Origin of the sequence: Salipiger pallidus (assembly GCF_014643635.1) — a bacterium.
GTDB lineage: Bacteria > Pseudomonadota > Alphaproteobacteria > Rhodobacterales > Rhodobacteraceae > Salipiger > Salipiger pallidus.
Genome location: NZ_BMJV01000005.1, coordinates 13,263 through 26,017 on the forward strand (window position 1 = coordinate 13,263; position 12,755 = coordinate 26,017).

At 63.7% G+C, this 12,755-nt stretch carries 13 protein-coding genes; 9 read left to right on the plus strand and 4 right to left on the minus strand.

The features are described from left to right. Positions 1–23: 23 nt before the first annotated feature. Positions 24–338: an ArsC/Spx/MgsR family protein gene (locus IEX41_RS12150; protein WP_188790910.1), complete on the minus strand. Its 315-nt coding sequence runs from the start codon at positions 336–338 to the stop codon at positions 24–26. A 227-nt stretch (positions 339–565) separates the two neighbouring features. Between IEX41_RS12150 and IEX41_RS12155 the strand changes: the two genes are divergently transcribed. Next, the gene (locus IEX41_RS12155) at positions 566–772 is read left to right on the plus strand and encodes a cold-shock protein (protein ID WP_188790911.1); all 207 of its coding nucleotides are present in this window, start codon (positions 566–568) and stop codon (positions 770–772) included. A 42-nt stretch (positions 773–814) separates the two neighbouring features. Here the strand turns inward: IEX41_RS12155 and IEX41_RS12160 are convergent, their stop codons facing one another. After that, positions 815–1,717 carry a LysR family transcriptional regulator gene (locus IEX41_RS12160; protein WP_188790533.1) on the minus strand — a complete coding sequence of 301 codons (903 nt, stop codon included), beginning with the start codon at positions 1,715–1,717 and terminating at the stop codon, positions 815–817. Between the two features lie 95 nt (positions 1,718–1,812). Between IEX41_RS12160 and metF the strand changes: the two genes are divergently transcribed. The 4 genes from metF to eda all read left to right on the plus strand — a co-directional run bounded on the left by metF (position 1,813) and on the right by eda (position 5,603). Further along, positions 1,813–2,679 (plus strand): methylenetetrahydrofolate reductase [NAD(P)H], encoded by an 867-nt coding sequence (gene metF / locus IEX41_RS12165; RefSeq protein WP_188790534.1) that lies wholly within the window; start codon positions 1,813–1,815, stop codon positions 2,677–2,679. A gap of 177 nt (positions 2,680–2,856) precedes the next feature. Next, positions 2,857–3,663, plus strand: coding sequence for an HAD-IIB family hydrolase (locus tag IEX41_RS12170; protein WP_188790912.1), 807 nt, complete (start codon positions 2,857–2,859; stop codon positions 3,661–3,663). Next, the gene (locus IEX41_RS12175; RefSeq protein WP_188790535.1) at positions 3,664–4,890 is read left to right on the plus strand and encodes a glycosyltransferase family protein; all 1,227 of its coding nucleotides are present in this window, start codon (positions 3,664–3,666) and stop codon (positions 4,888–4,890) included. A gap of 68 nt (positions 4,891–4,958) precedes the next feature. Then, positions 4,959–5,603 carry a bifunctional 4-hydroxy-2-oxoglutarate aldolase/2-dehydro-3-deoxy-phosphogluconate aldolase gene (eda, locus tag IEX41_RS12180; protein ID WP_188790536.1) on the plus strand — a complete coding sequence of 215 codons (645 nt, stop codon included), beginning with the start codon at positions 4,959–4,961 and terminating at the stop codon, positions 5,601–5,603. 89 nt (positions 5,604–5,692) lie between these two features. Here the strand turns inward: eda and IEX41_RS12185 are convergent, their stop codons facing one another. Next, positions 5,693–6,538 carry a DUF6456 domain-containing protein gene (locus tag IEX41_RS12185; protein ID WP_308421504.1) on the minus strand — a complete coding sequence of 282 codons (846 nt, stop codon included), beginning with the start codon at positions 6,536–6,538 and terminating at the stop codon, positions 5,693–5,695. 481 nt (positions 6,539–7,019) lie between these two features. Here IEX41_RS12185 and IEX41_RS12190 point away from each other — a divergent pair, with 481 nt between their 5' ends. After that, positions 7,020–7,316 (plus strand): DUF6477 family protein, encoded by a 297-nt coding sequence (locus tag IEX41_RS12190; protein ID WP_188790538.1) that lies wholly within the window; start codon positions 7,020–7,022, stop codon positions 7,314–7,316. 25 nt (positions 7,317–7,341) lie between these two features. Here IEX41_RS12190 and IEX41_RS12195 read toward each other — a convergent pair whose 3' ends face one another. After that, entirely contained in the window at positions 7,342–8,886 is a 1,545-nt protein-coding gene (locus tag IEX41_RS12195) for a trimethylamine methyltransferase family protein (protein WP_188790539.1), read from the minus strand. Positions 8,887–9,160: 274 nt separating this feature from the next. On the opposite strand from IEX41_RS12195, the gene IEX41_RS12200 reads away from it, so the two are divergent. The 3 genes from IEX41_RS12200 (at position 9,161) to guaA (ending at position 12,719) form a co-directional block, all read left to right on the plus strand. Beyond that, complete coding sequence (locus IEX41_RS12200; RefSeq protein ID WP_188790540.1) at positions 9,161–9,982, plus strand: DUF2270 domain-containing protein; 822 nt, start codon at positions 9,161–9,163, stop codon at positions 9,980–9,982. Positions 9,983–10,304: 322 nt separating this feature from the next. Then, positions 10,305–11,045 (plus strand): delta-class carbonic anhydrase, encoded by a 741-nt coding sequence (locus tag IEX41_RS12205; protein ID WP_229673200.1) that lies wholly within the window; start codon positions 10,305–10,307, stop codon positions 11,043–11,045. A gap of 108 nt (positions 11,046–11,153) precedes the next feature. After that, positions 11,154–12,719, plus strand: coding sequence for a glutamine-hydrolyzing GMP synthase (gene guaA / locus IEX41_RS12210; RefSeq protein WP_188790541.1), 1,566 nt, complete (start codon positions 11,154–11,156; stop codon positions 12,717–12,719). Positions 12,720–12,755: the final 36 nt, after the last annotated feature.

The following is a 12,755-nucleotide window of genomic DNA, read 5'->3' on the forward strand; positions in this document are numbered from 1 at the left end:
GGCTTCATCACCTTTGACGCGGTTCAGACCCCGAGCGATGCCTGCGTGGCCTTGTCCCAGCCAAGGTACAGTGTCTCTCCGTCATCGATAAGTGGGCGTTTCATCAAGGTGGGATGCTGGGTCAGCAGCTCCTGCGGGGTGCCCTTGCGGTCTTCCTCAGAGAGCTCGCGCCAGGTGGTGGAGCGTGTGTTCACCAGCTTGTCACCAAAGCGCACGAGCGCTGCGCTCAGCAACTCGGCGGGGACGCCCTCCTCGCGCACGTCGATGAAGTCCGCCTCCGGCAGCGCCTTTTTCGCCTTGCGGCAGGTGTCGCAGGTCTTGAGCCCGTACAGCTTCATTTTGGCCATTCCTTTTGCCTCTGAAGGGGCAAAATAGCGCCTGACGCTGCGAGAGCGAAGTCTTTGTCTTGATTTTTGCCGAACCTGTGCAACGCTCAGGTTGTAACTTCGCCGACCGGACACGGGGAGACGGTGCGCCAGCCGCTGCTCCCCCCAAAAGCGAACGTTGCGGGGCGCCCGGCATGACCGGGCAGAACATTGGGAACGACTGGAAGGAGCACGGGAACATGCCGAATGGCACCGTGAAATGGTTCAACACCACAAAGGGCTACGGTTTTATAGCCCCGGACGACGGCGGCAAGGATATTTTCGTCCATATTTCAGCGGTAGAACGCTCTGGCCTGACCGGCCTCGCCGACAATCAGAAGGTCAGCTATGAACTCAAGGAGGGTCGCGACGGGCGCATGATGGCGTCTGATCTCCAGACCCTCTGACAATACGGCCGTCCCGGCCTTTTGCGGGCCGGGACGTGCTGTTCATCGCTGCAGCTTTCTCGCCTCGACACCGGCAAGACGGACAAGGTCCTTCATGAAGGGCTTTTCCAGGTCATCCGTGCGGTTGGCGGCGTAAAGCGTGCGCTTGAGGCCGGTTTCGGTCAGGGGCCGGGTGATGTAGTCCGAGCTGTATTTCACCTCGCGCACCACCCAATCCGGCAACACCGAGATGCCGCGATTCGATGCCACCAGCAGCAGGATCACCGCCGTCAGCTCCACTTGGCGGATGCCAGCAGGCTCGACCTTGGCCGGGCTCAGAAGCTGCGAGAAAATGTCGAGCCGCGCCCGGTCCACCGGGTAGGTGATAAGCGTTTCGCCCCGGAAGTCCTGCGCGTCAATCCAGTCCTTTTCCGCCAGCGGATGGGTGGCAGCGGCCACGAACACCGGGCTGTAGTCGAAGAGCGGCGTGAAAGTGACCCCCGGCAGCACCTCCGGATCGGATGAGATCACCACGTCCACGTCTTCCTTCTGCAGCGCGGGCAGCGCGTCGAAGGCAAGGCCGGGGCGGATGTCGACGTCCACGTCGGGCCAGCTCTTGCGAAACGCCTCGAGCACCGGGAAAAGCCATTCGAAACAGGCGTGGCATTCGATGGCGATGTGCAGCCGCCCCGATTTGCCCGCGCGCAGACCATCGAATTCGGCCTGTGCCGCCTCGACCTGGGGCAGCACCTGTTCGGCCAGGCGAAGCAGCCGCATCCCCGCCGCCGACAAGCGCATGGGCTTGGACCGGCGCACGAAAAGCTCGACCCCGGTCTGATCCTCGAGCCCCTTGATCTGGTGGGACAGGGCCGATTGCGTGATGTTCAGCACGTCCGCCGCCCGCGCGAGGCCGCCGGAATCGTGAATGGCCTTGATGGTCCGCAAGTGACGGAACTCGATATGCATCCTAGCGTTTCGCTCATGTTGTTGTTGAGATTTATGAGTTTGTCTCACATCCGCATCTGTGCGACAAGAGGCCAACCAAGACGAGGACCCAAGGCATGAACCGCCCCGAGATCTCTTTCGAATTTTTCCCGCCCCGCAACATCGAGGCGACCTTCCGCCTGTGGGACACCATGCAGACGTTGTCCCCGCTCGCACCCCGCTTTGTCTCCGTGACTTATGGTGCCGGTGGTACGACGCGCGAGCTGACCCGTGACGTGGTGGCGACCCTGCACAAGCATTCCGGCCTGCCGGTCGCGGCGCACCTCACCTGCGTTAACGCCACCCGCGAGGAAACCCTTGGCATCGCGAAGCAGTTCCGCGAAGCCGGTGTTCGCGACATCGTCGCTCTGCGGGGCGATCCGCCCAAGGGCTCGGATGGGTTCGTGCCCCACGAGGACGGCTTCAAGAGCTCGGTCGAGCTGATCGAGGCACTGCGTGAGACCGGTGATTTCAACATCCGCGTCGGCGCCTATCCCGACATCCACCCCGAGGCCCCCAGTGCCACATCGGACGTGGAGTACCTCAAGCGCAAGTTTGACGCCGGTGCCTCCGAGGCGCTGACCCAGTTCTTTTTCGAGGCAGACAGCTTCTTCCGGTTCCGTGATGCCTGCGAGAAGGCCGGGATCGACAAGCCGATCGTGCCGGGCATCCTGCCCATCGAGAACTGGAAGGGCGCGCGCCGCTTTGCCGAGGCCACCGGGACCAAGATCCCCGCATGGGTGATCGAGGCCTTTGAGGCCGCCGAACGCGATGGTCGTACGGATCTGCTTGCCACGGCAATCTGTACCGAACTGTGCACCGAGCTGCTTGAAGGCGGTGTCGACAAGTTGCACTTCTACACGCTCAACCGTCCGGAACTGACCCGCGATGTCTGCCACGCGCTCGGCGTGACACCGGAAGTCAGCCTCGAAAACGTCGCCTGAGCGATCCGCTCCCGACCCAACCGGAACGCCGCCCCTCACCGGGCGGCGTTTTTCGTTTCAACTACGGGCTGTGGCCTGCACAGAATCGCTTGGCAAAGTGGCAAGTTGCCTTGTCGCGGCGAGGCAAAGGCGCGTGGAATGTTCCCCCGTCAATTGGGATATGGTTACCTCATCTTCATGAAGACCCTGCATGAATGGCACGGACGGCTGATCGTCTTTACCGATCTCGACGGAACCTTGCTGGACCACGCCACCTACAGCCACGCCGCCGCGGCCCCTGCGCTGCACGCACTGTCGCAGCTTGGCGTGCCGCTGATCCTTGCCAGTTCCAAGACCGCGCCAGAGATGCTGCCGCTGCATGCGGCGCTTGGCCTTGGGGACACGCCGATCATCGTCGAGAACGGCGCCGCCCGAGTGACACCGGGCGATACCCTTGGCGCTCATGGCGATTACGACAGGCTGCGTACCATCCTGTCCGAGCTGCCCCAAGACCTGCGGGCGCCCTACCGCGGATTCGGCGACATGACCGATGCGCAGGTCGCGCAGATTACCGGCCTGAACCCCGAGGGCGCGGGGCTTGCCCGACAGCGCAGCTTTACCGAACCGGGCCTGTGGTCCGGATCCGACGCCGGGCAGCGCGCCTTCCTTGCGGCGCTGGAGGCACGCGGCGTCACCGCCCGCAGCGGCGGACGCTTCCTCACCTTGTCTTTTGGTGGCACGAAAGCGGGCCAGATGCAGGGCATCATGGGTGATCTGGGCCGCGACATCGCCATCGCGCTTGGCGATGCGCCCAACGATATCGAAATGATCGAGACCGCCACCCGCGGCGTCATCATCCGCAACGACCATGGCAAGGGAATCGCCCCCCTGTCCGGCGAGGCAGAGGGGCGCATCCTGCGCACCACCCTGCCCGGCCCCGAAGGCTGGAATGCCGCCATCCTCGGGCTGCTCGATCAGCCCGCCCTCATGCAAGGACACGACTGAATGGCCGACTTCCAGCAGAACGGCAACATTGCCCAGTTCCACAACCTGCGCTCACGCCGGCACGAAGAGCTGGTCTACGAGCTCGACACCTTCGCGCAAAGCCGCAAGATCTCGTTGGTCCTGCCGTCGCTGTTCTCGGAACTCGAAGGGGATGCGCTTCCCAATATCCTGTCGGAGCTGGCGAAGGTAAGTTACCTGCATCGCATCATCGTCGGGCTCGACCGTGCGAACGAGGCACAGTATCGCCACGCCCGCCAGTTCTTCTCGGGGCTGCCTCAGCTCACCACGGTGATCTGGAACGACAGCCCCCGAATGACCGCCATCATGAAGCGGCTCGAAGGGCTGGGCCTTGCGCCACAAGAGCCGGGCAAGGGCAAGAACGTCTGGGGCTGCATGGGTTACCTCATCTCCTGCGCTGACAGCGCGGTGATGGCGATCCATGATTGCGACATCGTCACCTACAAGCGCGAGATGCTCGACCGGCTGGTCTATCCCGTTGCCAATCCGACCTTTTCCTACCAGCTGTCCAAGGGGTATTACGCCCGAGTTGGCGGCGGCAAGCTCAATGGCCGGGTAACGCGCCTCCTGGTCTCGCCCCTTCTGATTGCGCTCAAGCGCACCATCGGGGACCGAGATTACATCGATTACCTGCGCGCCTTCCGATACCCTTTGTCGGGCGAGATGGCGCTGCGGACCGGGCCGCTGCCGGACCTGCGGATCCCGTCCGACTGGGGGCTCGAGATCGGTGTGTTGTCAGAGGCGTGGCGCAACCTCGGGCCCCGGCAGGTCTGCCAGGTGGAGGTCGCCGACAACTACGACCACAAACACCAGGATCTGTCGCCCGAAGATGCAAGCCGGGGCCTGTCGCGGATGTCCACGGACATCTGCAAGGCGATCTACCGCAAGCTGGCTGCCGATGGTACGGTGTTTACGCCGCACGTGTTCCGCACGCTGAAGGCCACCTATTACCGTTCCGCGCTTGATCTGCTTGAGGCCTATTCGGCAGATGCTCGGATGAACGGGCTGACCATAGACCGCCACGCCGAGGAGCGATCCATCGAGATGTTCGGCGAGAACATCGTGAGAGCCGGGCAGCTCTTTATCGAGAACCCGCAGGAAACGCCCTTCATTCCCACCTGGAACCGCGTGCATTCGGCCGATCCGACGTTGCTTGGGGATTTCCGCGCGGCGGTTGCGGCGGACGAACAAGAGTTCGGCTCAGAGTAATGTTAGCGCCTTACATCGGAACCGGATCGTGCTAAACGGCACTGAAACAGACCCGCGAGGAGGCCCGCATGATCACCCCGAAGGACGCAAGCCTGTCGAATGAAAAGCTCTGCCGCATGGCGCCGGTGATCCCGGTGCTGGTGGTTGAGGATGCCGCGAAGGCCGCGCCCCTTGCGCAGGCGCTGGTCAAGGGCGGGCTTCCGGCGCTGGAAGTGACGCTGCGCACCCCCTGCGCGCTCGAGGCCATCGCTGAAATGGCGAAGGTCGAGGGCGGCATCGTCGGCGCGGGAACGCTTCTGACCCCGGCGGATGTCCACGCGGCAATCGACGCGGGCGCAACCTTTGGCGTCTCGCCCGGTGCCACGGACCGGCTCCTAGATGCCTGCGAGGAAGCGGGCCTGCCGCTGCTGCCGGGGGCCGCCACCTCGTCGGAGGCGATGCGCCTTTATGAACGCGGCTATACCATGCTGAAGTTCTTCCCCGCCGAAGCCAATGGCGGCGCGCCGGCGCTGAAGGCCATAGGCGCGCCGCTGCCCCAGCTGAAATTCTGTCCTACGGGCGGCGTCAGCATGAAGAACGTGGGCGATTACCTGAAGCTGTCCAACGTTCTGTGCTGCGGCGGAAGCTGGGTGGCGCCGAAGGACATGGTGAACGTGGACGATTGGGCAGGGATCGAGGCGCTTGCCGCCGAGGCCGCTGCCCTGCCGCGCTGATTTCGACAGTACGACACAAGACGGGCGTGGCAGAGGCGATCTGCCGCGCCCGTTTCCTGCAAGCCCAACGCGTCCCCCCGGGGTAGGCTTCAGCCAATCAGCCCGCCGCCCTTGGCATTGGTCTCCTCGTAGAACCGCTGGAGGCGCTGCAGCGCGATACGTAGGACAACCTTGCCGGACCGCGCGGCCCAGCCCATACGCTTTTCGGTTATCTCAAGGCCTTCGAGATAGCAGCAGCATTGCAGCGCAACGTCACCAAGCCCCGGCCCAAGCTCCTTGAGGGCGGCGATGAAACGCCCTCTCGCCGCCTCCGGACCACGGGGCAGCTCTGTCACCTCCATGTCCGCACCCGGTGTCAGGAACTGATCCCAGTTTTGCGCGCCGCGATTGCCGATCTGCGCCAGTTCGAAATCCTCGCGAAGGCGCTCCCCTGCCCGGACCAGATCATCGCAGATAAAGGGCATACCGGATTTGTCCCGGCGCCGGGAAAGCAGCACCAGCGGGCTTTCCGTCATCATCGCCCGCCGGCGCGCCTGTGGATCGGCGGCGGCGGCCTCCATGGCCGCCTCTGCATCCGAGGTCCGGGCAAAGCCGGCCTGAGCCTCGGCAAAGCCGCGCAGCTTGTTTTCTTGATCTGCCAGCAACTTGCTCAGTGCCACCCGCCCCGCTGACGTGATCCGGTAGCGCGAGATCCGGCCCGGCGCATGGCAGGCAATCCAGCCTTTCAGCGCCATCGCCTGTGCCACCGGCGCATCCACCACGGCAGTGCGGGTAGAGCCGCCGTCGCCAAGGTCGCGGACCACCACGGCCTTTTCCATCTTATCCGCGACCGCAAGCACGGCGCTGGTTTCACACAATCTGCGCAACACGCGCCGCGCTTCGCGGGCAAGCATGGCGGAATCCGGTGTCTGGTCATCCCGGAGAGGCTCTGTCATCTTTCCGAACTCCTTGTCGGCGGTCCGGGCATTGAGGCGTCCCAACCGCCTCAGGGCCCCGTCGACAAGCGGATCGTCCCGCAAGGTTTCGATCTTTCGCACCTGGCGCAAGACCGTCGAAGCGTGGCAACCCGCGTGTCGCGCCAGTTTCCGTATCGCCTCTCCACCTTCCGTATGGGCAAGATAGTGCTTTGCATCTTCCGGCACCCAGGCAGGAAGGCGAACGGCAACATCTGTTTCGCTACGGCAAACCATGTCTTTCATCCCCTAGGCCAGTCATTTATCCACAGAGTTTTCCCCAGAATATCGCAACCTTGGGCAGTGTGGGGTTACCTGTTGGTTAACAACAATTGCGACCACCTGAAATTAGCTTCAATTTATAAACAATTCTGAACAAGCCGCGCGCTGCGCGCGACAGCTCCGCAACATCGCCCGGAGCATGCCACCATGGGCTCGTCACCTCATTGAAAGGATACGAGACATGCAGGATGTCATGGGAATGCTGTCGTCGCTGCGCCGGCCGAAACTGCTGGTTGAGGCCGCACGCGTCGGGGCGAGCGAGTATCGGCGAGAACGGCACCTGGGGCGGATACTGGGGATGACGCCGTTGCGCAGCGGGCCTGCCGTTTTCAGCCTGTTCGAGATAGAAACAACGCTGAACGATTGCCGGGTCAGCGGTGAAGGCGGCTATTCCGCCAGCCGCCATGTCGAAGTGCTGGCGGCACTGATTGGCGAAGCGCACCTGCTCGAAGCCGCGCGCGCGGACGCTGCATCCTGACAAGGCAGCGCCCGCAGATGTATGATCAGGTAAAGCTGTCGGGCTGCGCCGCCTTTTTTTCCGCCACGAAAGCGCTCAGGGCCTCGGCGATAGCGGGATCCAGCGGCGGCTGTTCGTAGGTGTCGAGCAGCTTCCTGACCCGCGCCCCGGCGAGGACCATGGTATCGCGGCTGCCTTCTTCGGCCCAGGTTTCGAACGGCTTGTAATCGAGCAGCTCCGAGCGCCAGAACGCCTCCTTGAAGTTGGCCTGCGTGTGGGCGCAGCCAAGATAATGCCCGCCCGGCCCCACTTCGCGCAGCGCATCCATCGCCTGAGCGTTTTCATCCATGGCAACACCGGCTGCCATCTTGTGCAATGCGCCAAGCTGGTCCGCATCCATCACGAACTTCTCGTAAGAGGCCACGAGCCCTCCTTCGAGCCATCCGCAGGCGTGCAGCATGAAGTTTACCCCGGCATAAAGCCCGTTGTTGAGCGTGTTTGCCGTCTCGTAGGCGGCCTGCGCATCGGGCAGCTTCGAGCCGCAGAACGAGCCGGCCGAGCGGAACGGCAGCCCGAGCCGCCGAGCCAGCTGACCCGCCCCATAGGTGATCTGCGAAGCCTCGGGGGTGCCGAAGGTCGGCGCGCCAGAGTTCATGTCGATCGATGTCACGAAGGCGCCGAAGATTACCGGCGCGCCCTTGCGCACCAGTTGGCTGTAGGCAACGCCTGCCATCACCTCGGCCAGCACCTGGGTCAGTGTCCCCGCGACCGACACCGGCGCCATGGCACCGCCGACGATGAAGGGCGACACGATGCAGGCCTGGTTGTTGGCGGCATAGACTTCGAGCGCGCCCATCATGGTGTCGTCGAAGGTCAGCGGCGAGTTGATGTTGACCAGCGAGGTCATCACCGTGTTGTCCTGCACGAAGTCCTTGCCAAAGAGCACACCGCACATGTCGACGCTGTCCTGCGCCCGGCTGGGTTCGGTGACCGAGCCCATGAAGGGCTTGTCCGACAGGGTCATGTGAGCGTGCAGCATGTCGAGGTGCCGCTTGTTCACCGGCACATCCGTCGGCTCGCACACGGTGCCCCCGGAATGGTGCAGCCAGCGCGACATCTGGCCGAGTTTCACGAAGTTCCGGAAATCCTCGATGGTGGCATACCGGCGGCCACCGACGGCGTCATGCACGAAAGGCGGGCCGTAAACCGGGGCGAGGACCAGGTTGCGGCCACCGATTTCGACATTGCGGGCGGAGTTGCGGGCAACTTGAGTGAACTGCGACGGCGCGGTGCTGCAAAGCTGCCGGGCAAGGCCGCGGGGGATGCGGACACGCTCGCCCTCGATCTCGGCGCCGGCCTCTTTCCAGCGGGCCAGTGCCCCGGGATTGTTCACGAAGTTGACGCCGATCTCTTCCAGCACCGTCTCGGCATTGTGCTCGATGATCTCCAGCGCTTCCTCGTTCAGGATCTCCATGTCGGGGATGTTGCGCGTGATGAAACGTGCGGTCTCCACCGAGGTCACGCTACGGGCAGCCCGGCGCGCGGCACCGCCACCGCTTCTGCCGCGCCTCTGGGCGGTTGCTTCCGTCATGTGATCCCTCCGAACTGGTTTGCGGACGCACTTCGACCGCGATTGTCCCTTCCTTCTAGCTTGCCCTGCCCAGCCTTACCGGGCGGTTAGCGGCACCTGACGGGAAAAAGCGACATTCCGTCGTCTCCTGCCCACCAGTCAAGTCCACCTGTCCGAAGGGGATACTCCGTCAAAGATTAAAAACCCATGTATCGCTTTGATGACGTTAACAGCTCGTTGACCGGTGGTGGGGATGATGGAGGCGGGCAGCAAGGCCCGATCGGGAGCAGAGCCAATGTCAGCAGGCGCAGAAACAGCATGGCACACCGCAAGGCGGCGCGGCGCACACGCACGAGTCATCGGTCCCGAAGGAACGGACCGGGACACCGTACGCATCACCAGCACCGGGCCCACCAGCCGCAATCGTGACGGCGACGGCCCCGGCGGCGGAGCCGGGCTACCCGACCTCACCACCGCGGAAATCGGCGCGTTGGCGCATCTTTACAGGGGCGAGGTGTATCGCTGTTCGGTATGGCGCACGCGGCTCGACACGACCACGAATTGGGCAGTGGTGACGCTGGGGGTCGCGCTGTCAATTTCCTTTGCTGCGCCGGAGGCGTCCCCCTTGCCGCTGGTCCTGGTGGGCATCCTCAACTTGTTTTTCCTGACGCTCGAAGCCCGGCGTTACCGGTATTGTGACATCTGGCGCACCAGGTTTCGCGGCATGGAAAAGAACTTCTACGCGGCGCTTCTCGACCCGCGGGCGCGTTCCCCCAACCCCCTATGGCGCCAGATGCTCGCCCATGATTACGTCTATCCTGTGTTCCACCTATCCTACGCGCAGGCCCTCGGACGCCGACTGAGGCGCAGCTACATCTGGATCATGTTCATCCAGGTGGCCGCCTTCCTCGGCAAGATTACCGTCCACCCCACGCCCGTATCCTCCTGGGACGAGGCGACGCAGCGCGCCTCGGTCGGCGCCATCCCGGGCGAGGTCATCTTTGCGGGCGGCGTGACCTACGTCGTCATCTTCTGCGCCATCGCAGTCTACAGCGCATGGCGCGACCGCCGCCGCTTCCATTCGGACAATATGCCCCTGCCGGACGCCATCTACTGATCCATTAGGAGCCACTTCAGGGTTTTGCGCCATGTTGCGCACCAACGAGTCACGGCACGAACCGCCCAATTCCGGAGCTTTCACAGAAATGTATCGCTTTGTCGTTTCCCTGATCTGTGTCCTCGGCCTGACTGCCGGCACGGCCTGCGCTGAAGCCACTCACGGAAGAAGTCGTTCCGCCCTGCCGCCGGGAACCCATGGCCAAGATACCGGATTCGGCGCCACGGCGGCCGGTCACGACAGCGGTGGCCAGGGCGCTGAACGGCATATAGCGAAGGACCCGCATGCGACAGGCGCTACGCAGGCGAGCGTCTCGGCCCCGGTGTCGTCCGGCCATGGTGCGACCTGTCAGGGCTTCGGCCCGCAGACACCGCGTGACATCACCAATCCCTACGGACGCAATCCCTCACGATTCCAGATTGCACCGCCGCCCGAAGAGATGAACCTGTGCAATATCCACACGCACACCAATGCCGAACACATGGGGCCGGGCTTTTCCATCTATGCAGGGCCGGGTGACCATGGCGGGTTCCGCTGCTCTGGAGGGCAGAACCTCAGCCCGTCGGAACTCAGCCGGCCCCGGCGCAACGGCGCCCGCTTCGAAGGGGTCGAACCCGGCGACACGATCGAAGTGCACTGGGTCTATTCCAGCTGCAATATCGCACCGGGGCCGGGCCTTGGCTCGTGTCTGTCGGATGCCTGTCGGAACCCCGAGCTTCGGGTGGAAAGTCAGGTCTTCCTTGTCGTGAACGACCCAACGGCGCTGGATTTTCGCGACTTCGTCTACATGGGGACCATGCGCAATGGCCTCAGCCAAGCGCGGTCCCTGCCTACCGGGACAGGCAATCCGGTGGTATTTCTCGGCTCGACCACCGGGCCGAGCTATAGCCAAGAGATCTGCTCGCCCCTGCAAGTGACATGGTCCGTGCGCCCACGCTGTGCCCGGCTCGACATCACCTCCCTTGATGCGTGGGCCGCCATGGGCAACATTTTTGAGGAAATCCAAAGTCACGGGGTGCGGCAGCTTGTCACCGCGCCAGACCTTCTGTCCCCCATCGAATGACTCCCGGCTGCCCCGGTGAGCCGTCGACCTCGAGACTGGAAGCATCATCGGTACACAACTGGCACCTCGCCTCTTGCGCAGGGGCGCAAGCGCCCCTAAAGCGTCGCCATGACCCAGCATGATCGCCTCCTCATCATCGACTTCGGTTCCCAGGTGACGCAGCTCATCGCGCGCCGCCTGCGCGAGCTGAACGTCTACTGCGAAATCCACCCCTACCAGAATGTCACCGACGCGTTCCTGGCCGAGTTCGCCCCTAAGGCGATCATCTTTTCCGGCGGCCCCGACTCGGTGATGCGCGAGGGCTCGCCCCGTCCGCCGCAATCGGCCTACGAGCTTGGCGTGCCGATCCTCGGGATCTGCTATGGCCAGCAGGTCATGATGCAGGATCTCGGCGGTCGTGTCGAAGCGGGAGAACACGCCACGGCGGAGTTCGGCCGCGCCTACGTGCTTCCGACCGAGCGCAGTACTGATTTCTTCAACGGCTGGTTCCTCGACGCCACCGGACGCGAACAGGTCTGGATGTCGCACGGCGACCACGTGGCGGAAATCGCCCCGGGCTTCGAGGTCTACGGCACATCGCCCGGCGCCCCTTTCGCGATGATCGCCGACCTCGACCGCCGCTTCTACGCGGTGCAGTTCCATCCCGAGGTACACCACACCCCTAACGGCGCAACGCTTTACGAGAACTTCGTCAAGATCGCGGGCTTCACCGGCGATTGGACCATGGGCGCCTACCGCGAGGAGATGATTGCCAAGATCCGCGAAGAAGTCGGCGACCGCCAGGTGATCTGCGCGCTCTCGGGCGGTGTCGACAGCTCGGTCACCGGCATCCTGCTGCACGAAGCCATCGGCGACCAGCTCACCTGCGTCTTCGTGGATCACGGCCTTCTGCGCCTTGGTGAGGCCGAGCAGGTGGTGTCGATGTTCCGCGACAACTACAACCTTAACCTCATTCACGCCGATGAAACCGAGCTGTTTCTCGGTGAGCTCGAAGGCGTCTCGGACCCCGAGACCAAGCGCAAGATCATCGGCCGCCTGTTCATCGACGTGTTCCAGAAATACGCCGACCAGATCGAGGGTGCCGAGTTCCTCGCCCAAGGCACGCTTTACCCCGATGTCATTGAATCGGTGAGCTTCTCCGGTGGTCCGTCCGTCACCATCAAGAGCCACCACAACGTCGGCGGTCTGCCCGAGAAGATGGGCCTCAAGCTGGTTGAGCCGCTGCGCGAGCTCTTCAAGGACGAGGTCCGGGCGCTGGGCACCGAGCTTGGCCTGCCGAGCAGCTTCATCGGCCGTCACCCCTTCCCCGGGCCGGGCCTTGCCATCCGCTGCCCAGGCGAGATCACCCGCGAGAAGCTCGAGATCCTGCGCAAGGCGGATGCGGTCTACATCGACCAGATCCGCAAGCACGGCCTCTACGATGAGATCTGGCAGGCCTTTGCCGCAATCCTGCCCATGCGTACCGTGGGCGTGATGGGCGACGGGCGGACCTACGACTACGCGCTCAGCCTGCGCGCCGTAACCTCTGTCGACGGCATGACAGCCGATTACTACCCGTTCACCCACGAGTTCCTAGGCGAAACCTCGACCCGGATCATCAACGAGGTGAAGGGCATCAACCGCGTGTTCTACGATTGCACCTCCAAGCCGCCGGGCACCATCGAGCTCGAATGAGCCAAGGCGCTGGCGCGCTGGTCGCAGCGCCCTAGG